Here is a 21,687-nt window from a genome sequence, read left to right as displayed (position 1 = left end):
TCACTTTGTAACTGCCGCTGTTGTATGCTCCGCGCCCATGAAAGCTGCCGGGTTGGTCAAAGCGACATTTCTGACAGAAGAAAAAATGCCCACTGATAGCGCCAACAGGCATTGAAATGCACCAGCGGGCTGGGTGATTTTGGTTATATCAACCTGCATTTCACGATTTTTTGACATTTGTAATCGCACACCGCTAGGATTCGGCCAACGCCTGCTGGCCATGACATGGCCATGCTGCTGTAAAAGGCCACCGTGCGATTGCCGGCAAGCCTTTCAGGCTGGATCCGCATAGCGTCGAACCTACGAAGGGGCGTTGGTTCCTGGCGTCATATTGCGAAGCGTTTTTGATTAAGAAATAAGGAAAACAACATGTTGAAAACCAGGATCAGCCTGGTCGCACTGGCAATGATCGCCGCGACCCAGGCCCAGGCCAATGAGCAGGCCGACAGCAAGGGCTTCATCGAAGACAGCCACGCCAACGTTCTGCTGCGCAACGCCTACATCAACCGTGACAAGAAGCACGGTACCGATGACCAGATCGAATGGGGCCAAGGCGTCATCGCCAACTTCTCCTCCGGTTTCACCCAGGGCACCGTCGGTGTCGGCGTCGACGCATTCGGCCTGTACGCCTTGCGTTTGGACGGCGGCAAAGGCCACAACGGTGGTGGCGGCGTCGACTTCTTCAAACCGCACGACACCAAGAACGCCGACGGCAACGCCAGCTCGCCACATAACCTGGCCCGTGGCGGCGCAGCCGTGAAATTCCGCATCTCCAACACCGTACTCAAGTACGGTGACCAGATGCCAGCACTGCCTGTGCTGCAGTACGACGACGCCCGTCTGCTGCCAGAAAGCTTCACCGGTACCCTGATTACTTCCAAAGAAATCCAGGGCCTGGAACTGAACGCCGGCCGCTTCACCCAAGAAGCGCGCAAAAGTGCCGAGCGTCGTGACGGTGGTGGCCTGAAGTCGATCAACGTCTTCGGTGGTAGCTACAAGTTCACCGACAACTTCACCGCTTCGCTGTACACCGCAGACAACGAAGACGTGATGCAGAAGCACTACCTGGGCATGAACTATGTCTTCCCGATCGCCAGCGACCAGTCCCTGACCCTGGACTTCAACGGCTACAAGTCGGACATCAACAACAAGTTCGTCAAAGCGGCCGAGCTCAATGGTGACTCCAACACCATCTGGAGCCTGGCGGCGACCTACGCCTACGGTGCGCACTCGTTCACCATCGCTCACCAGCGCAGCACCGGCAGCACCGGTTACAACTACGGCTTCTACCAGAACGCTGGCGGCGTGGGTGACGGTGGTTCGACCATCTACCTGGCCAACTCGTACTGGTCTGACTTCAACGCCGAAGACGAGCGCTCCTGGCAGCTGGGCTACGGCCTGGACTTCGGCGCCTACGGCGTACCGGGCCTGACCTACAAGCTGGCCTACGTAGTGGGTGACAACATCAACACCCGCAACGTCGCCAACCCGCAAGGTTTCGGTGAAGGTAAAGAGCGCGAGATCTTCAACCAGATCCGTTACGTGGTTCAAGACGGCCCGGCCAAAGACCTGTCGGTCAAGCTGCGCAGCTCGTTCGTACGCACCAACAATGCCGTACAGCAGAACGGCTACAACGACGACGGTAACGAAGTCCGCGTATTCGTCGAGTACCCGATCAGCATCTTCTGATCGCATGGCCTCGGGGCTGCTTTGCAGCCCTTTCGCAGCGCAAGGCTGCTCCTACAAATACATGGACATCGCGCTCGCTGCCCCTGTTGTAGGAGCAGCCTTGCGCTGCGAAGGGCCGCAAAGCGGCCCCAGCTCATCAAGCTGGGACGCTTTCCTCACGGCGCCTGCCAGTTGCCTTCGCTACCAGCACCCCCTCCCCAGTCTCCGGCGCAAAACTGTCGCTGCGCGCCATCCGCCACATCCGCGCATAAAACTCGCTTTCAATCGAGCCACTGAGCAATTCGCCAGGCTTGAGGAACGTATGCAGGTCTGAAAACAAGCCGATCTCGCTGGCGCTGACACGCCGTGCCAAATGCTTGGGCTTGAGCTCCGACGGGTGCTCCAGGCCCGCCGCCGCAAGCATCTCAGCCAATGTATGCAGGGTATTGCGGTGGAAGCTCGCCACCCGCTGAGCCTTGTCCGGCACCACCAACGCACGCTGGCGGAGCGGGTCCTGGGTGGCGACCCCGGTCGGGCATTTGTTGGTGTGGCAGCTCTGCGACTGAATGCAGCCAATGGCGAACATGAAGCCGCGCGCCGAGTTCACCCAGTCGGCACCAATGGCCAGCACACTGGCGATGTCGAAGGCGCTGACGATCTTGCCCGCCGCGCCAATGCGGATGCTCGAGCGCAAATTCAGGCCGACCAAGGTGTTGTGCACGAACATCAAGCCTTCGCGCATGGGCACGCCCATGTTGTCGCTGAACTCGCGTGGCGCCGCACCGGTGCCGCCTTCCTTGCCGTCGACGACGATAAAGTCGGGGGTGATTCCCGTCGCCAGCATGGCTTTGGCAATGCCCATGAATTCCCACGGGTGGCCCAGGCAGAACTTGAAACCCACCGGCTTACCCCCCGACAGTTCGCGCAGGTTGGCAACGAACCGCAGCAGTTCGACCGGCGTGCGGAACGCGCTATGGGCGGCCGGAGAAATACAGTCTTCGCCCTCACGCACGCCACGGGTGGCGGCGATTTCCGGGCTGACTTTGTGCCCTGGGAGGATGCCGCCGTGGCCGGGCTTGGCGCCTTGGCTGAGCTTTATCTCAATCATCTTCACTTGCGGCGAGCGGGCTTGCTCGGCGAAGCGTTGTGGGTCGAAACGGCCTTCTTCGGTGCGGCAGCCAAAGTAACCGCTGCCGATCTCCCAGATCAGGTCGCCGCCATGTTCGCGGTGGTAGGGGCTGATGCTGCCCTCACCGGTGTCATGGGCAAAGCGCCCCAGCCGTGCACCCTGGTTGAGCGCCGCGATGGCGTTGGCGCTGAGGGCGCCGAAACTCATGGCCGAGATGTTGAAGATCGATGCCGAGTAAGGTTGCCGGCACTGCGGCCCGCCAATGGCGATGCGGAACGAGGCGGGGTCGGGCGTGGCCACCGGCAGCATCGAATGGCTGATGAATTCGAAGCCGGGTTTGTAGGCATCGTTGAGCGTGCCGAAGGCTTTTTCGGCGCTCTCGTTCTTCGCCCGTGCATACACCAGGGAACGCTGGGACCGTGAAAACGGCAGCTTGTCGTCGTCACCTTCGATCAGGTATTGGCGGATTTCTGGGCGGATGGTTTCGATCAAGTAGCGGATGTTGCCCAGGATCGGGTAGTTGCGCCGCACCGCGTGGTGGCTCTGGCGCAGGTCATTGAGGCCGACCAGGCTGAGCAGGGCGGTGATCAGTGTGAATGGCCAGAGCCAGGCATGTTGGGGCAGTAATGGGAGGCTGGCACAGGTGAACGACAGGCAGATGAAAAGGCAGGCGTAGCGGCTGGGCAGTGAGTGTTTCATGGGTCCATCGCAGGCAGGATGACCCGCCTAGGATAGGCAATGGCGGGCTGCGGAAAACCTGGGCAATCGGTAAAACACTGTTACCTGATCCCGTGCCCAGCTCAGCGCTTTGTGGGAGCGGTGACAGGTTATCGAGGTAACAGCACGCTGGCCCGCAGCCCACCGTCGTCGCGGTTGCACAACAGCAACTCGCCGCCATGGCTGGCCGCGATCCGCTGGGCAATACTCAACCCCAAGCCATACCCGCCAGACGCCTGGTTACGCGACCCTTCACCCCGCACGAACGGGTCGGTAACCGTCGCCAGCAAGCCTGGCGCGATCCCCGGCCCTCGGTCATCGACATGGATATAAACCCCCGTGGTCGCGCGCTCCAGCGTGACCGAAACCTCCTTGGCATAGCGCAAGGCATTGACCAGCAAATTCTGCAGGCAACGCTGCAGCAGCAGCGCATCAACCCGCAAACTGCCGCCCTGGCCATGAACCGGCAGGGGCTCGCGGGCTGTGGACAAGTCGGCACACTGCCGCGCCACCAGCCGGTCCAGGTCCACCTGTTGCAGATTCTGCTGCTCCCCGGCCCGCAGGTAATCGAGCACTTGGCCAATCATGTCGTCCATCTGCGTGATGTTCTGCCGCAGGCGCTGGCGATGCTCGTCGTCCGGCAAGCGCTCCAGGCGCAGGCGCATGCGGGTCAGTGGGGTGCGCAAGTCGTGGGACACGGCAGCCAGGAAGTAGGCCTTGTCGTTGACCATCGCAATCAACCGCTGCTGCATCGCGTTGAAGGCCTGGGCGGCCTGGCGCACTTCTTCCGGCCCGTCCAGCGCCAAAGGCGGCTGTTCCAGGTTGCTGCCCAGGCCGCGCGCGGCATCCGCCAGGCGCCGCAACGGGCGCAAGCACAGGCGCACGGCCACCAGGCACACCAACAGCACAGCGACGATGCGCAGGGCATACACCCGCAGCAGGTAATCGCTGATCAACACCCAGGCGGACTCGCCGCTCCAGCCCTGCAGCTCCTGGCCATCGATGGTCAGCCAATGCCCATCGGCCAGCGGCACGGCAAACGCGATATGTGCCTGCGCCGTGCGCAAACCGAACAGGCTGCGCCAGACAATCGGCTGGCCCAGTTCATCGGTCAGGTGCACCTTCAGCAGGCGCACCTCCTGGGCGTGGCCAAGCTCGTACTTGAGGGCCTGTTGCAGCAGCAGCTCGATACGCTTGCGCCCTCTGCGTTCGTCGTGTTCCGCCGCGGGCAGGTTTTCGGCACAGCGCAACTGATAGTGGGCAGGTGCCTGCATCGGGCTGCCATGGCAATTGGCACTGGCAATCAGCGGCGCGCTGCGGGCGGCAATCAGCCGAACAGGGGCCTCAAGCACCTGGGCGAAACGCACATCGAACCAGATGCTGCTCGACATCAACTGGATCACCACGGTGCCGCTGACCATGATCAGCAGCAGTTGGCCAAACAGCGTGCGCGGCCACAGCCGGCGAAGCCAGCGCATGTCAGGCATCAGCCTCGCTGCGCGCAAGGCTCAGCAAGTAGCCTTCGTTGCGGATGGTAAGGATCTGCGCTGCGCCGCCCGGGGCGCGCCGCAATTGCTGGCGCAGGCGGCTGACGCACATGTCCACCGAGCGGTCGTCAGGCAGGTGGTCACGGCCGAACGCACTGCGGGTCAGCTGATCGCGGGACACCACGCGGTTGTTGGCCTCCAGCAGCTCGCGCAATACGCGGTGGTCGGAGCGGGGCAGGGTCAGCGTTTCGCCGTCAGGGCGGGTGAGTAGGCGTTTGACGTGGTCGAGGCGAAACCCAGCGAACTGCTGCGCTTCCACCGCGGGCTTTGCAACCGGCGTATCCAGGCGCTGCGGGCGGCGCAATACCGCTTTTATCCGGGCAATCAGCTCGCGTGGCTCGAAGGGTTTGGCCAGGTAATCGTCCGCGCCCACTTCCAGGCCAATGATGCGGTCCAGCGTGCTGCCTTTGGCCGACAACATGATCACCGCCAGCCCGGGCGTCGATTGCAACTGGCGGCACAGGCTCAAGCCATCCTCGCCGGGCAGCATCAAGTCCAGCACCACCAGCTCGACTTTATGCAGCGCCAGTTGCTGGCGCATCCCGTCGCCGTCAGCGGCCGCTAGCACGGTATAGCCGGCATCGGTCAGGTAATCGCAGAGAAGTTCGCGGATCTCGTCGTCATCGTCGACAACCAGCAGGGTCGTGCTCATTTCAAAAAACACCTGTTCGATGAGGCCCGATGGCGCTCGTTACGTTGGATTACAAGCCCGTACAAGCCGGGCCTGGAGCCCCAAGGGCGGATCCCTAGAATCGTAACAAAAAATCATCTGCGAATACGAAACCTTCCCAAATGAAACCTCGGAGCATCATGAACGACTTCTCTCCCATCAGCCGAGGCGGAAGTCGCCTCAACCCGCTGGCCTTCTTCATTGCCGTGGCCATCAGCGGTGGAGCGATGGCGGCTGACAGCCAGCCCCTGGAGCTGGATGCCACGCAGATCGAAGACAGCGCGCTGGTGCCTGCCGATGAAACCGGCCAGCTAGGGTACACGGTCGAGAGCAGCCGCAGTTCAACCGGCCTCAAGCTGACGCCGCGTCAAACACCGCAGTCGGTGACCACCATTACCCGCCAGCAGATGGACGACCGCGCCATCCACACCATCGAGCAGGCGCTGGAAACCACGCCAGGCGTGACCGCAAGCAAGGCCGAGGTAGGCGGCCGCACCGACTACCGCGCCCGCGGTTATTCCATCACCAACTGGAAGGTCGATGGCCTGCAGTTCCAGGGTGGCTCCGATTTCAGCGGCGGGGGTAATGCGCTGAACATGGACCTGTACGAGCGCATCGATATCGTCCGTGGCGCCAACGGCCTGCTCGGCGGCACCGGCGACCCGTCGGCCACCGTCAACCTGATCCGCAAGGCCCCGACCAAAACCTTCGGCGGCAGCGCCTACGCCACCTACGGCAGCTGGGACAAACGCCGCCTGGGCGCCGACCTTAACCTGCCGCTGTCCGAAGACGGCCGCCTGCGTTCGCGCTTCGTGATGACCCAGCAGGACGCCAACTCGTTCCGCGACAACCAGTCCGAACGTTCCCGCGCCGCGCTGGCCAACTTCGAATTCGACCTCGACGACGCCACCACCCTGGGCGCCGGCTACCAGTACGAATACAACAAAGTCGTCGGCGGCGGCTGGGGCGCGAACATCCCGATCTGGTACGGCGACGGCAGCAAGACCGACCTGCCGCGCAGCACCAACGTAGTGCCGAGCTGGAGCTTTGGCGAGTACACCACCCGCACCGCCTTCGGCTCCCTCGAACACCGCTTCGACAACGACTGGTCGCTGAACCTCAAGGCCGCGCAAAGCACCGCCGAGGCCCTCAACCACCGCGGCCTGGCCAAGGTCAACTCGGCCGGGCGCGGCAGTTTTGGCGGCTACTGGGACCAGGACGGCAGCGGCGCCGTGCTCAACGGCCTGCACAGCTCCAGCGACACCACCCAGCAGTCTGCGCAAATCGACCTGTCCGGCCCGTTCCAGCTGTTTGGCCGCACCCATCAAGCGATGGTCGGCTACAACGACAGCCGCACCGTGGCCTGGTCGCCGGAATACACCTGCAACATGGTCAGCGACAGCCAAGTCAGCGCCGCAGCGCTGGGTTGCCAGTTCCGCGCCAACAACGGCTTCCCGCTGACCGACTGGCGCAATGGCGTGGATGACGATTACGACATGCTCGCCTCGCGCACCGGCCGCCACAGCAAAACCACCACCCGCCTGCAAGGCATGTACGCAGCGACCCGCCTGAGCATCACCGACCCACTGTCGGTGATCGTCGGCGTGCGTACCAGCAACTACTCGGCCATTACCCGCAGCAACGCCGGCGTGCGCACCAGCCAGGAAGAAAACGGCATCGTCACCCCCTACCTGGGGGCTATTTACGACCTCAACGACACCTACTCGCTGTACGCCAGCTACACCGACATCTTCACCCCACAAACCGCCGAGACCAGCAGCGGCAGCAAAGTCGAACCCATTCGCGGCCAAAGCTACGAAACCGGCATCAAAGGCGAGTGGTTCGATGGCCGCCTGAATGCCTCGGCCGCGTACTTCCGCACCAAGCAGGAAAACAAAGCCGTGCTGGACGGCGACCTGACCACTCCCACTGGTAACGACGCCTACAAGGCCGGTTCCGGCCAGGAAACCGACGGCATCGACCTGGAAATCGCCGGCGCACTGACCCCCAGCTGGAACGTCTACGCCGGCTACACCTACCTGCACTTCCGCCGCATCGACAGCGACGGCCGCAGCGACCCATCACACCTGTTCAAGGCCTCCACCACCTATCGCCTGTCCGGCCCACTGGACCGCCTGACGCTTGGCGCAGGGGTTACCGCGCAGAGCAACATCCGCGCGGTATCCAGCCCCGCAGGCCAGCCCACTAATGGCGTAAGCGCAGGCTCGACCGACGTCAACTGGTCGGGGTATGCGATTTGGAATGCCATGGCCAAGTACCAGCTGACTGACGAGACCAGCGTTAGCCTCAATGCCAATAACCTGTTCGACAAGCATTACTACACCCGCTACGGCTTCTATGCCGGGGCAATCTATGGCGACCCCCGCAATCTGTCGCTGACGCTCAGCACGTCATTCTGACGCCCCCCTGTAGGAGCAGCCTTGTGCTGCGAATGGGCCGCAAAGCGGCCCCTTTCCCACCCACAATCAACTGCATTGCACCCCCGATACATCATCAATCGGCTTATCCAACCGGTCCTCAAACCTGTCCCAGTCCTCGCCGAACAACTCCACTGGATGCATGGTCCGATCTGACCCATTGCCACAGGCCAGTGCCTTGGCTGGGCAATAGAGGTCGCAGCCCCAGCAGATGCGCTCGGGGTGGCTGGGGTGGGTGGGGAATTTTTTGGGCAAGGTGTTCAGTCCTCGGAAAGTGGGGGCTGATTTCACGCTATGCGGTTTGGTGGTTTGGGTTTTGATTGAGATCAAGGTGGGGTGGGGTCTTGCGGTGGGGCTTTCACATTACCGTTTCAGTGATGGCACAAGCAAAAAAGGCCCACCTTTCGGTGAGCCTTTTTTGATACTGCGTACGGTGCGGCACCAGGAGTCGAAAAAGCTCGTAAATAACTGAAAATAAATATTTTTCTGTGATGTTATTTTTTTGATTCTATCTCTAAAGCTATCCGTTGCGATTATTTCCGTTTTTTAACTGGTGAGTGATACTCCGGGTTGGGCCTAACAAAGGGCGGTTGAGTATCTAGTAGTAGATGTTTTTGCACTCGGCGTATAAGTGTTCCCTGCAGTATTAAGTTTGCGCTATAAGAGCGCTTAAACACCATGAGTGTTTTTTGTTGCATTTCGGATGGCGTGAAAATTATACTGAGCCATCATTCTGATATTGCAGAGGGAATTGAAGGTGCTTCCGAAAGTCTTTGTATACCCTGAGGGACAGCGGATATGGTTGGTTAGGGCTTCCGGCGGAAAGCATTTTCAGAATTTCCTGAAGCACGGCGTTGTTGCAATCGCTCATATCGACAAGCTAATCAAAAAACACGCGCTTGACGAAATTCCTTCTAGAGAGATTTTGCGTAGGTATCTGGAAGCTGAATCTGATAGCTTCTTTGATTCACCTTTAGCAGTACTGAAAAAACTCGATGACACCAGCACTGAGCTAGAGCAAGATGTTGAGTTGGCCGAGGAAGAGTATTTCGAAAGCAAAATGTCTCTAGCCAACCGCGAAGCGCAGGTGAATAAATTTGCGCAACAAATGTGCGTGGGTGATCTGGTCGTTACTTTATGTAAGACCCATATAGCTATCGGACAATTCACGTCAGAGTCTTACATTGATGAGACTGTGTTGGTTAATAAAATATACCGAGGCTCAAAAGAGCCGAAGGTTGAGTATTTAGAGTCTAAGCTACGCAGGAATGTTGCTTGGGGTAAGCCAATTGCACGGGAGCTTCTTAGTGCCGGATTAAAGAAGCCTCTCTTAGCTAGGAATACGGTTTCCAGCTTGGACGAGTATTGGGATAAAATATATTGCTTGATTTATCCTATTTTTGTTCGTTCAAATGTGGTTTATTTCTCTAATCGCGTTGCAAAAATTGGCCCCATTGGCACTCGAAGTATGTGCAAGTTGCTTGATTTCGTAGTTTGCACGCAATTGACGACAGATGCTCTGCTGAAACCAACTATGCCGGGTTTTGACTTGGCGAGATTGCTAGAGGACAGCTTGCATGGGACCGACTTCCAAGAAAGATTGACCTCGCAGGCTGAAGTTATGTCGCCTGGTTACTTTCATCACGCAGTTCAGGTGTTGAATGGAGTGAAACCAGAGGTCTATGCTCGGGTCTTAGCTTCTTTACTAGCCTTCGGCTTGACTGGGTGTCAAGGTGGGTCTGATGCGCTGACTAGTCTCTCTGAAGAGATAGTATCAACTCTTAAACAAGATGATATGTCCCAGGAGCGAACTGCAAAGCCTGCTGATAGGGATAAAACAGATAAAATGCTTGAGGAGTATAAGCAGATTATGGGCAAGAAAGGGGTTACAAGTTTGACCTCTAGCCTTGATCTAAAATTAGCTAACGCCGATAGCGCATTGCCGTCTATTTCCTTCTCGCCACAAATAGATATTGAAAGTGGTTCAGAAAAAACCATGGGGCCCAAACAACATTCCAGCGGAACGGGCGAGCAGTTCCGCCTTGACTTGGAATAGGGGGTGGCAGTGAGAAACGGAATTTTAGAATTCGTAGGTGGTGCATTCTTACTGACGGCTATTACATATGCTTCAGGAAGAGGCTATTTTAATGGTTACTTTCGAAGCGTGAGAGTAGACCCCGCGTTCGTTGATGTTGCTGTGGATCAAATTTTCTTTGAGGGTGGTAGAGAAATAATCAAGGTTGTAAGCCCTGTTGCGTATCCGCTTTTATTTTTTGTTGTCGCTAGTGTGCTGTCGGCGTTATTGGGTACGTTGTATTTGAAGAAGATTGCATCTGCAAGGGCTGAAAATTTATTGCTCGCCTGTTCGCAGTTGAAAGGGATTTTTTTGCTGATTGGGATAGTGTGGTTTTCTAACTATCTTTTCAATTCGGCAATGAAAAGTGGTGGCGAGGTTGCTGTCACTAATGGGTGCAATTTTGTGGTCGTTCATGTAAACGACAAGGACAGCCAGACGGGATGTCTCATTTATAAAAGCGTGGATAATATTTGGGTGCGCTACGAGACCGAAGAGTCTGAGTACGTTTCTGTTTTCCCGAGGGATAATTTTTATAGAGCAGACATGAAGATGCGGAATTAACTACTGCCGTTTGTAGTTGCAGGGGGGCGGCTTTCGGTGTTGTTTAGATTTTTGATCAAAAACAAAAATGGACTGATTTATGTTTCGGAAGATAAATCAGCCCCCATTTTCTGGATCCCGATAAAGCTTATAGTTTGATATGATGCGTCGAGGTCTAGCGACTTAAAGTGCATTAAGTCGCCTAAGGTTTGTTCTGGCGTGGCTATATGGTCTTTTTTATGACAGAACTGCTTCCGTCGCTTAATTTTATTGTTTCAAAGTCTTGGAAAAGCGAAGGTGCGTCTTGCTTGACAATTTTTAGGATTTGAGTTGACACATCCCGCATCTCCCAGTCACCCTCGATTGCCCCTCTCGTAATTAGGAAGTTCCTCAGTGCTCTGGCGTTTGCCGTAAATACTAATTTTGTTTCAATGGCGTTTGGGAGAATTGATCTTGCAGTTGTTCTGAGTTCTCGTAACTTTTCTTTGTTGGAAAAGCTGTTGCTTATGGATAATTTCTTTGCGCTCGCGATGAGTTCTCTATATAGCTCGACTGATGAATGCATTGCATCAAGCCATTTTTTATATAAAGGAGAATCTTTTTTTAGTGATGGAGGCGCAACAAAGTCCGCGTCAGACTCGTCGTAATACTGCTGTGAAAGCTGACTATACGAAAAGCCAGCGCGATGTCGCACAAGTTGATGGGTAAAACCCCGTGATACACCTGATACGATGAAAGTCCAACTTGCATGCTCGAGCACACTGCCATGCCCGCTATCAATGAGGTTGAGTATGTATTCCTGATTGCTTCTCGGCGATTGACGTTGACCAAAAGACATATAGCAAATTCGCCCTGAGAATTCGACTAAGTCATCGCTGCTTTTAGAGTCAGTCGTTCTTTGCCACACCATTTTTTCAGAATCTAAGAATTCTTGAATCGCGTCAAAGTCAATAGAGCTTTTTGCAACGCATCTCACAATAGGACTTGAGACTTTCATTCTGTCTCCTTATGGTCAGGTGCAGGTGCAGGTGCAGGTGCAGGTGCAGGTGCAGGTGCAGGTGCAGGTGCAGGTGCAGGTGCAGGTGCAGGTGCAGGTGCAGGTGCAGGTGCATCAATTACGGACGGCTTTTTTTCTAGCTGGCTTTGCAGAGTTTTTATCTGTTCTTCCAACTTTTTGATGGCTTCGCCATTTTTTGATTCGCTGTGTCTATTTTCTAGAAGGCCTGCTGCAAATGGAAGTAAACTCGGTACAGCGATCGCTAGAATTGCGAAAGCTAACGACAAGAGTCCCAGCGCAGCGATGAAATGTCTCCATATTACTCGCTTGATATCGTCGTACGACCTTTCTGAAATGTTTGCGAAATCTTTTGAAAGTTTAGATAGCTGCGTTAGGTTTGCACCGGTGCCTGGCCCTTTTTGATAGCCAGAGGAAGGAGCATTTAGCCTGAACAGGAGCAGAGTTGCTACGACAGAGCTTGACTCCATTGGAATTGCGTCTTTACCCATGTTAATGAGACAAACCGTGAGTTTTCCGCTATAACCTGGATCGATATGACCTGGGTTGGTCATGATGATGCCATTCTTAGTCAAAGAGTTTGGAGGGAGGAGAATGCCTCCGATGTCTTTGCTTAACTGTATGTTTTCAGATAGTTCGATAATTATCGCTTCCCCTGCTCCTATACTGCACTGGTGTATCGCTAGGTCGGAGAAGTTCTGGACTTTGTTTATTTCTTTTATTTTGTCCGGGATATATATTTTTCCGGAAGTCAGATCGATAGAAGCGGATTGGATCTGCCGGTGATCGAAAAGACGGCCGAAATCTATTTCTCCGGAGAGTACGGCTGTTCGGATCTCAGCGTCAGTTAATAGCAAACCAGGTCTCCAAAGAAATAGCTCAAGGTACTCTTATAGTAAGTGAATGTTGAATTTTTCAAAAGGCTCACAGCGCCCGCCCCGTACGTCATCCAGGCCGGTCTGTTTTGCCGAAGTCCCAAACCTATTCCCCACGTCATTCCGCCAAGAATGCTGAGTGTTATCAGGGATCAAGGCCCCTGCGACCTGTCGGGAATGTCCTCTACGGGGGGCTGGCGGCTCCTTACGTCCGGGAGCAAGGGCATCTCATGATCTGGCCTCCTGAGCACCGTTGCCGGTGGGCGGGGGGAGGCTGCATTGGCTGACGAGACCAGTGCCGCGAAATCCTGAGTCACGTGCAAGCAGCAATGCGATGACCGGGGCATGCCTGACTGTCAGTCAGGTGCAGTCCATTCCCTGGTCTGCGGCACCATCATCTACATGGCTGTTGCTTGTGACCTCGGTGTTTGTCACGCCGGTAGTGGGGATTGCAGCAAAGCGTTGTGCGATCAGGGTTGCAGCATTGGTAGGAGTGCCCGTTTCTATTCAGGAGAAAGAGCTCGGAACAGTTGGCGCAGATTCGGTAAAGCGGATAGTTTGCTGGAGGACGGCGCGTTTGGTGATTACCGCGATTATGCGCAGAGTAGGAATTTCAGCCATTACTTTCGGCGTGATGTTGGGAGCCGCTGGACATTAGTCATGGAGGGCTATCGCGCAGAGCATATTTCTCCGGTAGCGAGTCCCATTGGCGAGACCTCTAATGGCGTGGGCGAGGGGTTACCGACGTCAGCTGGTCTGGGTAGCCGTTCTGGAATGCCAGCAATCTGTTTGATAGGCATTACTACGCTGGGTACGAGTTCTATGCGCGGGCGACCTTTTGGGCGCTGGGGAATCTCTGGTTGGCGGTTAGAACGGCGTTTTGGCGGAGGCACTTGGGGCTGCTTTGCAGCCCATCGCAGGCAAGCCAGCTCCTACACGGGGCGTGCAGTTTTCAAGGGGATGGGTGGCCTTTGGATATGGGGTAGCTCAAATTACTGAGGCTGGTGCGTATCCAGATCGCTGCAAGGTGGCAATCCCGTGGCGGGCCAATCGGGCTGCCCTGAGGGGCTATGGGGCGTCGCAGCGGACACACAAACAAAAAAGGCCCACCTTTCGGTGAGCCTTTTTTGATACTGCGTATGGTGCCGGCACCAGGAATCGAACCCGGGACCTACTGATTACAAGTCAGTTGCTCTACCATCTGAGCTATACCGGCAATGGGGCGTCATTATAACGATCGTTTGGCGCCTGTAAACCACTTCCTTGCGATTGTTTGCAAATGAGCTAAGTCACCGGCTTAAAAGGAGATTTTTCCTACCAGCCGCGGTGGATCGTGTTGACGTTTGGCTCGGTTTTGCCGGGGTTGAAAAACAGCTTGTCGTTGTCGCAGCCGCGCTTGCGGCAAGGGGTGTCGGCGCGCAGGGGGAGGCCTCGGTCGCCGCCCAGCTGCATGGCGGGGGTGTCCCAGCCCAGGTTGCTGGAAGGCTGGCTTGGGGTGCCGCCGGCACACGCGGTCAGGGCCATGGCGAGGGTCAACAGGGCAAGGGGCTTGGCTTGGGTCACGATAAGGGTCCGTTGTTCCATTGTCGGCTCTGGCGCAACGCCAGAAGGTCGCAGGGCTGGCGGTCAGCGTGCGACGTGTCTTTTTAATGATTTGGGGGGCGGATGATACACCCTGGAAGGGGAGGCGGTGCGTGACCTGTAAGGCATTTCTGAACCTGAAACCAAATGCTTCGGGGTTGGCCTGCTTCGGACCTATCCTACGCGCGCTGCCGAAGTATCGCTGTTGTCGGGGAAGTGCCTCACGGATACCGTTTTCGGGTCGTTTCGGCGACCGGGTGTGAGAACCCGATTATGAATGAGTGCTACCTCGTAATGGTGGCTGTACGCGGGCAGGCTTCGGTCTGGCCGGGCTTCCTTATTCACTCGGTTTCTCACCCCGCGTACGGCTGCCACCTAAATCCGTGAGAAAGATTCAGTGGCAGTACCTTAATTGAATAAGGACTTACGCCATGATCAAGATCGTCCCCGATCCACCCCAGCCCCACATTGAGATCACCACCGCAGGCCTGGAAACTTTCCTCGAAGTCGGCAACCCACCGGTTAACCTGCTGCGCGTACAACCCGGCATCCCCATCGACGACGCCTACGAGCAGGTGTCGATCCTGCTCGGCTATATCAAGCACCTGCTCAGGGAGGGCGATATGGAAGACGACCACAAGCTGTTGGGCGCAGCCGATTACCTGGCGGCGTTGGCCAAGGCGTTGATGAACGATATCGAGCTGGCCAAGAACAAAAACCGTTGACGCATCGGTCCGCTTTGTGGCCCCTGCAGAAAGCACAACAAAAGTTTATGCACAAGTAGCATTGCCAACTTGCGCGAAAGGCATGCCGAACCCATACGCCGCTGGTCTTTGCGCAAATGCCTGTTTTTGCGGGCCTTGAACTGCCTGCAGGAATAAGCCAAACGCTTGAAATAGCGCTTGGATCCAACCATTCATCAAAAGCTTGTGCACAGACTTATCCACAGGTTGTGCTGCGGCTAACGGTCGCGTTCCGCGAGGATGAGCAGGTTGCGTGGCGTGAGTGGATAGTCGCAGAACAAGCCAAGGCGCACGGCATAGCCTTGTTCTTCCATGAACAGGGCGCGGTCGAGTACCAGCCACAGTTCCAGCGGGCGGCGGAACAGGTTGCGCACCCGCTCGAGGTTGCGGACTTCGGCCAGGCGCTGCCAGCCGGCGGCCTCAAGGGCAGCCCAGTCTGGGGTGCCGCTCAGCGGGAGTTGCTTGAGTGCGGCCAGGTCGCGGCAATACGCCTCGAAGGGCTTGTCCAGCCAGGCCACCGGCAGCGAGGGGGTGGGCAGGTAATCATCACACTGGCGCTGTTGGCGTTGCAGCAGGTCGAAGCCCAGGCGACGGGCCATCGAGGTGTCGCGCTGGCGGCGCACGCGGGCGCCGGCGGTGACGGTTTCACTCAATGGCAGGCCGAGGTCGTCCAGCGAAAGCTGTAGGCTGGAGGCGTGGGCGGCTGTGGATAACGGCTGGTAGTGCTGTGCTTCGATGCGGTTGTAGCAGCAAGGGGCAACCGCGACTTGGCGGCAGCCTTGCTGGCTTGCAAGGCGCAGCAGGCGTACGTGCAGGTCGCCGCAGGCGTGCAGGGCGACCACGGTTTTGTCGCTGTCGAGGTGGCGGGCGCTGTCGGCGGCCATCACGTCTTGATGCACATGGCGCGCGGGCAGGTGGTGGTGGTCACTCAGGGCTTGGCCGGCGGCGACGAGCTCGGCGTCGTATTCCAGGCAGCTCAGTTGCTGGCCGGGTTGCAGCAGGCGGCGGCCAAGGTGGCCTTTGCCGGAGCACCAGTCCAGCCAGTGCTGGGGTTGCTCGTTGAAGGCCAGGCGGCGGGTGAAGGCTTCGATCTGCTGCCACTTGCGGCCGGGTACGCCGACGTCGAGGCGGTGGGCGGCGGGCGGTAGGCCGGCGTCGGGGAGTGTATCCAGGGCGCTGAGGTGGTGGGCTTGCCGGGCCAGTTGTGGGAAGGGCGCGGGCAGGGTGGTTGGGTCGGGCTCGGCGTCGGCATCGGCCAGGGGAGATTGGCGCAGGTGGGCGGCGAGCGCTGGGTGTTGGGCTTCCCATTCCAGGCGCAGGGCGGTGAATGGCCTGGGTTTCCACAGGTGCTGGTGCTCGGTCAGGAACTGGTCTAGGGCCTGGAAGCGGTCGCTTAGCGGGTGGCTGTGGAGGATGGGGAGTGGGGTCATGGTTGTGGTCGGCAGGGTTGGGGCTGCTTTGCAGCCCTTCGCGGGCAAGCCCGCTCCTACAGGGGGGCGCAAGGTTTGCGCCCGGTGGCATTCCTGTGGGAGCGGGCTTGCCCGCGAAGAGGCCAGTAAGGTTTAGCGCCCTTGGCAGGCGTCTACCCGCAACCAGCGCTCCAGCAGTTTGAAGCCTTGCACCAGCACAAACGAGATCAGCAGGTAGAACAACCCGGCAGCAAAGAAGATCTCCACCGGCAGGTAGGTGCGGGCGATGATGGTACGCGCCATGCCGGTCAGTTCCAGCAGGGTGACGGTACTGGCCAGGGCGCTGGCCTTGAGCATCAGGATCACTTCGTTGCTGTAGGCCGGCAGGCCGATCCGGGCGGCGCGCGGCAGCATGATGTAGAACAGGGTCTTGCCCCGCGACATGCCCAACGCCCGTGCCGCTTCGATCTCACCTTTGGGGATCGACTGCAACGCGCCGCGCAGGATCTCGGCGATGTAGGCGGCGGTGTGCAGGGTCATGGTCAGCACGGTGCACCAGAACGGATCGCGCAGGTAAGGCCACAACGAACTGTTGCGCACGGCGTCGAACTGGGCCAGGCCGTAATAGACCAGGAACAGCTGCACCAGCAGCGGGGTACCGCGGAAGAAGAAGATGTAGCTGAACGGCAGGGCGCGCACGTACCAGTGGCGCGACGAGCGGGCGATGCCCAGCGGGATGGCCAGGATCAGCCCGGCAACCACGGCGATGGCCACCAGCTCCAGGGTCAGGGTCGCGCCCTGCGCCAGGCGTGGCAGCCATTTGATGATGACTTCCCAATTCATGATTCAGCCCTCGCAAAGCCGCGAGCGGCGCGTTTTTCCATGAAGTGCATGCCGGTCATGGCGATGACGGTCAAGCCCAGGTAGATGCAGGCCGCGACCATGTAGAAGGTGAACGGCTCTTTGGTCATGGTCACGCCGATCTGCGCGTGGCGCATGATTTCTTCCAGGCCGATGACCGACACCAGCGCGGTGTCTTTCATCAGGATCATGAACAGGTTGCCCAGGCCAGGCAGGGCGATGCGCCACATCTGCGGCAGGATGATCCGCGACAGAATGCGCGCCTTGGACAGGCCCAGTGCCAGGCCGGCTTCGCGGTGGCCCTTGGGGATTGCCAGGATGGCGCCACGGAACACTTCGGTGGCGTAGGCGCCGAAGCACAGGCCGAGGGCGATGACGCCGGCGGCGAAGGCACTGAGCTCAAGGCCGGGCATGTTGAGCGCCTCGCCGAGGCTGTTCATCATGCCGACGGTGCCGAAATAGATAAGCAGGACCCAAAGCAGTTCGGGCACGCCGCGAACCAAGGTCGAGTAGAAGCCGCCAAGCCATTGCAGTGGCTTGACCGGGGACGTTTTGGCGAGGGCACCGAGCAGGCCCAGGATCAGCCCCAGCAGCAAGGCGCAGAGCGCCAGTTTTACGGTCATCAAGGTGCCAGCCGCCAGGGCCGGACCGAATCCGTGCAGGTCGATATTCATGGGTAGGGTCGTTCTAGGGACCAGCACGCCCAAGGGCGTGCCGGTCGGGGCGAATCAATAGATGCTGAACGGGAAGTACTTGTCGTTGATCTTTTTGTAGGTGCCGTCGGCGACAATTTCCTTGAGTGCGGCATTGAGCTTGTTGCGCAGCTCATCGTCGCCTTTGCGTACGGCAATGCCGACCTTGTCGCTGTCGTTCACCGGTTCGCCTTTGAACTCGAAGTTTTTGCCGGCAGCGGACTTCAGCCAGTCGTAGTTGGCGTACTTGTCAGCGAGGATGGCGTCGAGGCGGCCGGAGGTCAGGTCCAGGTAGGCGTTTTCCTGGCCATCGTACAGGTTGACCTTGAACTCGTTGTCCATGCCGCCGTTGTCGTCCAGCCAGGTCGCTGCCTGGGTGGCGCGCTGGGTACCGATGGTCTTGCCTTTGAGCGAGGCGCGGTCGGTTTTGAAGTCGACGTTTTTCGGGGCGATGAACTGCTGCTTGTTCGAGTAGTACGGGTCGGTGAAGTCGACGGCCTGCTTGCGCTCATCGGTGATCGACAGCGACGAGATCAGGAAGTCGAACTTCTTGGCGTTCAACGCCGGGATGATACCGTCCCAGTCAGAGGTAACCACTTCGCATTCGACTTTCATCTTGGCGCACAGTGCGTCGCCGATGTCTTTGTCAAAGCCGACCACTTGGCCGCTGGCATCCTTGTTGTTGAACGGCGGGTAGGCCGCCTCGATGCCCATTTTGAGTTTTTCGGCTGCCATGGCATTTGCCGAGAACACCAGGGTGGCGGCAGCGGCCAGGAGGAATTTCTTATAGGTCTGCATTCGTGTTGCTCCGTTAGCGGTGGCTGGACATGAATTGCTTGCAACGCGCCGAGGTCGGGTTCTCGAAGACCTGCTGCGGCGATCCTTGCTCTTCAACCAGGCCCTGGTGCAGGAAGACGACTTCACTGGACACATGGCGGGCAAAGTTCATCTCGTGCGTGACCAGCAGCATGGTACGGCCTTCTTCGGCCAATGCGCGGATAACGTTTAGCACTTCCTGGACCATTTCCGGATCGAGCGCCGAAGTTGGCTCGTCGAACAGGATGACCTTGGGCTTCATGGCCAGGGTACGGGCAATGGCGGCACGTTGTTGCTGGCCACCGGAAAGTTGCGCGGGGTAGCTGTGGCGCTTGTCGAAGATGCCGACCTTGTTCAGCAAGGCTTCTGCGGCTTCGATGGCTTCGGCCTTGCTTTGGCCGAGGACGCGGCGCGGTGCCTCGATGATGTTGTCGAGGATCGACATGTGCGGCCACAGGTTGAAGTTCTGGAAGACAAAGCCGATCTCGCTGCGCAGGCGGTTGATCTGGCGGTTGTCGGCAGCGATCAGGTCGCCGTTTTTGGCGGCCTTGAGCTTGAGTGATTCGCCGGCCACCAGGATTTCGCCCTGGTGCGGGTTTTCGAGCAGGTTGATGCAGCGCAGCAAGGTGGACTTGCCGGAACCGGACGACCCCAGGATGGAGATCACGTCACCGTCGCGTGCGGTCAGCGAAATGCCCTTGAGAATTTCCTGCTCGCCGTAGCGTTTGTGCAGATTGCGGATTTCCAGCGCGGGCGTGGCCTGAGCCATGTGCGGTCCTCATGTGTTCGGGTGCGTTCCCAGCTGTTGGCGGCCTTCCTGGCGTGCGCCAAGCTAGCATAGCGGCATTATGGCGGCCAACAGGGTCGCTAGGGGCTCGGGTCGCTGTCGGGGCAGATTGTCGCATCGCTGCAGTGCAACGTCGCGAGGATGACCGCGAAGGTCTAGCCCAACACCAGAGCCTTGATGAAAAAAGGCGCGATGGTGCCAGCTTTGGCCCGCGCTTGGAAGCGGTTTTGGACCATTCGCGGGTAATCCCCCTCTAGGCCATTGCTGACGCTTGCCAGGCAGGGTTGTACCTGCCGGTTGTACTTTTCTGCATTGCAGCGGTGCATAGGTGTTACCTGGGAGCACCTTTGGTGCATTTGTAAGTGGGTATTTCAGTAATCCGGACCTTGCACGGCGATTTGGCGGCCTTTCGGTCAAGGCATGGCCGAAAGCCCTGCAAGCCGCGCCCTTTACGGTTGCCAGATTTTTCTGACGAATGCATTCAGCAGATGGCTCACTTATTGCCAGTAGGAAACCGCCGATTGCAGCGACGCCTAACTAACCCCAGGCGCGCTTCGTTCCCGTAGTCGGAGTGGTCCACTCCTTACAAAGGTAGTTTTATGAGCGGTAACAATTCCAATGACCTCGCTCAGGGGCTCAAATCGCGGCATGTCACCATGCTGTCCATCGCTGGCGTGATTGGCGCCGGTCTGTTCGTTGGCTCCGGCCACGCCATCGCCGCTGCTGGCCCGGCCGTACTGCTGGCCTACGCCGCCGCCGGTACCTTGGTCGTACTGGTCATGCGCATGCTTGGCGAAATGGCCATTGCTTCACCGGACACCGGTTCTTTCTCTACCTATGCCGATCGCGCCATTGGGCGCTGGGCCGGCTTCACCATTGGCTGGCTGTACTGGTGGTTCTGGGTGCTGGTGATTCCGCTGGAGGCCAACGCGGCCGCGGCCATTTTGCATGCCTGGTTCCCTGCTGTTGATCTGTGGGCCTTCTCCTTGATCATCACGCTGGTGCTGACCCTGACCAACCTGTGCAGTGTGAAGAACTACGGCGAATTCGAGTTCTGGTTCGCCTTGCTCAAGGTCCTGGCGATCATTGGCTTCATCGTCGTGGGTTGCGTGGCCATGTTCGGCTTGGCGCCTGGCAGCCAAGTAAGCGGTGTCAGCCACCTGTTCGACACCCAAGGCTTCATGCCCAATGGCCTGGGCGCGGTGCTGGCAGCCATGCTGACCACTATGTTCTCGTTCATGGGTACCGAAATCGTCACCATCGCCGCTGCCGAGTCCAAAGACCCGGGCAAGCAGATCAGCCGCGCGACCAATTCGGTGATCTGGCGTATCTGCTTGTTCTACCTGGTGTCGATCTTCCTGGTCGTGGCGCTGGTGCCGTGGAACGATCCGGCCCTGGCTGAACTGGGCTCTTACCAGACTGTGCTGAGCCGCATCGGTGTGCCGAATGCCAAGCTGATCGTCGACATCGTTGTGCTGGTAGCCGTCACCAGCTGCCTGAACTCGGCGCTGTACACCTCCTCGCGCATGCTGTTCTCCCTGGGCAAGCGTGGCGATGCCCCGGCCATGTCGCAACGCACCACCAAGGCAGGTACGCCGCATGTGGCGGTGTTGATGTCGACTGCGGCAGCGTTCCTGTGCGTGTTCGCCAACTATGTGGCGCCGGCCCAGGTGTTCGAGTTCTTGCTGGCCAGCTCCGGCGCCATTGCGCTGCTGGTGTACCTGGTGATCGCGGTATCGCAACTGCGCATGCGCAGCCAGCGTGAAGCGCGTGGCGAGAAGATCGACTTCAAGATGTGGCTGTTCCCGGGCCTGACCTGGGCGACCATCGCCTTCATCGTTGCTGTGCTGGTGGTGATGGGGCTGCGTGAAGATCACCGCGCCGAGATCATCGCCACTGCCTTGCTGAGCATTGGTGTGGTGGCGGCCGGGCTGCTGGTGCATCGCAAGCGCGAAGCGGCTGGGCGGGTGGCGCTGGATAACTGATCTGCGCTGCTTTGAATGACAAGGCCGCGCCCTGTGTAGGGCGCGGCCTTTTTGCATGTTACGGCCCGCTAGCGAATTCTGCGTCCCGCTGTAGGAGCAGCCTTGTGCTGCGAAGAGGCCCGTGAAAGCAGCCAATA

19 protein-coding genes and 1 tRNA gene are annotated in these 21,687 nt (G+C 58.3%); 6 read left to right on the top strand and 14 right to left on the bottom strand.

Features of this window, described 5'->3' with window-relative positions:
* Positions 1–177, bottom strand: coding sequence for a hypothetical protein (locus tag AC5PZ0_RS20485; protein ID WP_493855637.1), 177 nt, complete (start codon positions 175–177; stop codon positions 1–3).
* Positions 178–369: 192 nt separating this feature from the next.
* Between AC5PZ0_RS20485 and AC5PZ0_RS20480 the strand changes: the two genes are divergently transcribed.
* Positions 370–1,689, top strand: a complete 1,320-nt coding sequence (locus AC5PZ0_RS20480; RefSeq protein WP_027595212.1) for an OprD family porin — start codon at positions 370–372, stop codon at positions 1,687–1,689.
* Between the two features lie 136 nt (positions 1,690–1,825).
* On the opposite strand, the gene AC5PZ0_RS20475 is transcribed toward AC5PZ0_RS20480, so the two are convergent.
* The 3 genes from AC5PZ0_RS20475 to AC5PZ0_RS20465 form a co-directional block, all read right to left on the bottom strand.
* Complete coding sequence (locus AC5PZ0_RS20475; RefSeq protein WP_493855636.1) at positions 1,826–3,496, bottom strand: FMN-binding glutamate synthase family protein; 1,671 nt, start codon at positions 3,494–3,496, stop codon at positions 1,826–1,828.
* A gap of 128 nt (positions 3,497–3,624) precedes the next feature.
* Positions 3,625–4,992, bottom strand: coding sequence for an ATP-binding protein (locus tag AC5PZ0_RS20470; RefSeq protein ID WP_493855635.1), 1,368 nt, complete (start codon positions 4,990–4,992; stop codon positions 3,625–3,627).
* Between the two features lies 1 nt (position 4,993).
* A complete protein-coding gene (locus AC5PZ0_RS20465; RefSeq protein WP_027595215.1) occupies positions 4,994–5,713 on the bottom strand; it encodes a response regulator in 720 nt (239 codons plus the stop codon).
* Positions 5,714–5,853: 140 nt separating this feature from the next.
* Between AC5PZ0_RS20465 and AC5PZ0_RS20460 the strand changes: the two genes are divergently transcribed.
* Positions 5,854–8,151 (top strand): TonB-dependent siderophore receptor, encoded by a 2,298-nt coding sequence (locus tag AC5PZ0_RS20460; RefSeq protein WP_027595216.1) that lies wholly within the window; start codon positions 5,854–5,856, stop codon positions 8,149–8,151.
* A gap of 66 nt (positions 8,152–8,217) precedes the next feature.
* On the opposite strand, the gene AC5PZ0_RS20455 is transcribed toward AC5PZ0_RS20460, so the two are convergent.
* A complete protein-coding gene (locus AC5PZ0_RS20455; RefSeq protein ID WP_493855634.1) occupies positions 8,218–8,424 on the bottom strand; it encodes a DUF3079 domain-containing protein in 207 nt (68 codons plus the stop codon).
* Positions 8,425–8,926: 502 nt separating this feature from the next.
* Here AC5PZ0_RS20455 and AC5PZ0_RS20450 point away from each other — a divergent pair.
* Together AC5PZ0_RS20450 and AC5PZ0_RS20445 are read left to right on the top strand one after the other, a co-directional pair.
* The gene (locus AC5PZ0_RS20450) at positions 8,927–10,225 is read left to right on the top strand and encodes a hypothetical protein (protein WP_493855633.1); all 1,299 of its coding nucleotides are present in this window, start codon (positions 8,927–8,929) and stop codon (positions 10,223–10,225) included.
* 3 nt (positions 10,226–10,228) lie between these two features.
* Positions 10,229–10,807, top strand: coding sequence for a hypothetical protein (locus tag AC5PZ0_RS20445; RefSeq protein WP_493855632.1), 579 nt, complete (start codon positions 10,229–10,231; stop codon positions 10,805–10,807).
* Positions 10,808–11,009: 202 nt separating this feature from the next.
* On the opposite strand, the gene thyX is transcribed toward AC5PZ0_RS20445, so the two are convergent.
* From thyX to AC5PZ0_RS20425, 4 genes are all read right to left on the bottom strand, one after another.
* The gene (gene thyX / locus AC5PZ0_RS20440) at positions 11,010–11,783 is read right to left on the bottom strand and encodes an FAD-dependent thymidylate synthase (protein ID WP_275748645.1); all 774 of its coding nucleotides are present in this window, start codon (positions 11,781–11,783) and stop codon (positions 11,010–11,012) included.
* Positions 11,780–12,658: a dCTP deaminase gene (locus AC5PZ0_RS20435; RefSeq protein WP_493855631.1), complete on the bottom strand. Its 879-nt coding sequence runs from the start codon at positions 12,656–12,658 to the stop codon at positions 11,780–11,782. The genes thyX and AC5PZ0_RS20435 overlap by 4 nt, the downstream gene beginning before the upstream one ends.
* 1,158 nt (positions 12,659–13,816) lie before the next feature.
* Positions 13,817–13,892 (bottom strand) — tRNA-Thr (locus AC5PZ0_RS20430).
* A 98-nt stretch (positions 13,893–13,990) separates the two neighbouring features.
* The gene (locus tag AC5PZ0_RS20425) at positions 13,991–14,239 is read right to left on the bottom strand and encodes a hypothetical protein (RefSeq protein ID WP_027594254.1); all 249 of its coding nucleotides are present in this window, start codon (positions 14,237–14,239) and stop codon (positions 13,991–13,993) included.
* Positions 14,240–14,688: 449 nt separating this feature from the next.
* On the opposite strand from AC5PZ0_RS20425, the gene AC5PZ0_RS20420 reads away from it, so the two are divergent.
* Positions 14,689–14,982, top strand: a complete 294-nt coding sequence (locus AC5PZ0_RS20420; RefSeq protein WP_186682943.1) for a DUF3077 domain-containing protein — start codon at positions 14,689–14,691, stop codon at positions 14,980–14,982.
* Positions 14,983–15,218: 236 nt separating this feature from the next.
* Here AC5PZ0_RS20420 and AC5PZ0_RS20415 read toward each other — a convergent pair whose 3' ends face one another.
* The 5 genes from AC5PZ0_RS20415 to AC5PZ0_RS20395 all read right to left on the bottom strand — a co-directional run bounded on the left by AC5PZ0_RS20415 (position 15,219) and on the right by AC5PZ0_RS20395 (position 19,547).
* On the bottom strand, positions 15,219–16,430 hold the full coding sequence (locus AC5PZ0_RS20415) for a methyltransferase (RefSeq protein ID WP_493855630.1): 1,212 nt from the start codon (positions 16,428–16,430) through the stop codon (positions 15,219–15,221).
* A 132-nt stretch (positions 16,431–16,562) separates the two neighbouring features.
* Positions 16,563–17,252 (bottom strand): ABC transporter permease, encoded by a 690-nt coding sequence (locus AC5PZ0_RS20410; protein ID WP_027594257.1) that lies wholly within the window; start codon positions 17,250–17,252, stop codon positions 16,563–16,565.
* Positions 17,249–17,944 (bottom strand): ABC transporter permease, encoded by a 696-nt coding sequence (locus tag AC5PZ0_RS20405; protein ID WP_099428097.1) that lies wholly within the window; start codon positions 17,942–17,944, stop codon positions 17,249–17,251. Before AC5PZ0_RS20405 ends, AC5PZ0_RS20410 begins: the two co-directional genes overlap by 4 nt.
* 54 nt (positions 17,945–17,998) lie before the next feature.
* Positions 17,999–18,760 (bottom strand): ABC transporter substrate-binding protein, encoded by a 762-nt coding sequence (locus AC5PZ0_RS20400; protein WP_033703190.1) that lies wholly within the window; start codon positions 18,758–18,760, stop codon positions 17,999–18,001.
* 13 nt (positions 18,761–18,773) lie between these two features.
* Positions 18,774–19,547: an ABC transporter ATP-binding protein gene (locus AC5PZ0_RS20395; protein WP_027594260.1), complete on the bottom strand. Its 774-nt coding sequence runs from the start codon at positions 19,545–19,547 to the stop codon at positions 18,774–18,776.
* 617 nt (positions 19,548–20,164) lie between these two features.
* On the opposite strand from AC5PZ0_RS20395, the gene gabP reads away from it, so the two are divergent.
* Complete coding sequence (gabP, locus tag AC5PZ0_RS20390; protein WP_027594261.1) at positions 20,165–21,550, top strand: GABA permease; 1,386 nt, start codon at positions 20,165–20,167, stop codon at positions 21,548–21,550.
* Positions 21,551–21,687 lie beyond the last annotated feature (137 nt).

This window comes from Pseudomonas sp. 5.2, from assembly GCF_059025405.1.
This window is presented reverse-complemented; position numbering and strand designations above follow the sequence as displayed.

Coding starts and splice junctions, on each gene's coding strand:
- AC5PZ0_RS20485 (WP_493855637.1), bottom strand. CDS start 177: ATGTCAAAAAATCGTGAAATGCAGGTTGATATAACCAAAATCACCCAG.
- AC5PZ0_RS20480 (WP_027595212.1), top strand. CDS start 370: ATGTTGAAAACCAGGATCAGCCTGGTCGCACTGGCAATGATCGCCGCG.
- AC5PZ0_RS20475 (WP_493855636.1), bottom strand. CDS start 3,496: ATGAAACACTCACTGCCCAGCCGCTACGCCTGCCTTTTCATCTGCCTG.
- AC5PZ0_RS20470 (WP_493855635.1), bottom strand. CDS start 4,992: ATGCGCTGGCTTCGCCGGCTGTGGCCGCGCACGCTGTTTGGCCAACTG.
- AC5PZ0_RS20465 (WP_027595215.1), bottom strand. CDS start 5,713: ATGAGCACGACCCTGCTGGTTGTCGACGATGACGACGAGATCCGCGAA.
- AC5PZ0_RS20460 (WP_027595216.1), top strand. CDS start 5,854: ATGAAACCTCGGAGCATCATGAACGACTTCTCTCCCATCAGCCGAGGC.
- thyX (WP_275748645.1), bottom strand. CDS start 11,783: ATGAAAGTCTCAAGTCCTATTGTGAGATGCGTTGCAAAAAGCTCTATT.
- AC5PZ0_RS20420 (WP_186682943.1), top strand. CDS start 14,689: ATGATCAAGATCGTCCCCGATCCACCCCAGCCCCACATTGAGATCACC.
- AC5PZ0_RS20415 (WP_493855630.1), bottom strand. CDS start 16,430: ATGACCCCACTCCCCATCCTCCACAGCCACCCGCTAAGCGACCGCTTC.
- AC5PZ0_RS20410 (WP_027594257.1), bottom strand. CDS start 17,252: ATGAATTGGGAAGTCATCATCAAATGGCTGCCACGCCTGGCGCAGGGC.
- AC5PZ0_RS20405 (WP_099428097.1), bottom strand. CDS start 17,944: ATGAATATCGACCTGCACGGATTCGGTCCGGCCCTGGCGGCTGGCACC.
- AC5PZ0_RS20400 (WP_033703190.1), bottom strand. CDS start 18,760: ATGCAGACCTATAAGAAATTCCTCCTGGCCGCTGCCGCCACCCTGGTG.
- AC5PZ0_RS20395 (WP_027594260.1), bottom strand. CDS start 19,547: ATGGCTCAGGCCACGCCCGCGCTGGAAATCCGCAATCTGCACAAACGC.
- gabP (WP_027594261.1), top strand. CDS start 20,165: ATGAGCGGTAACAATTCCAATGACCTCGCTCAGGGGCTCAAATCGCGG.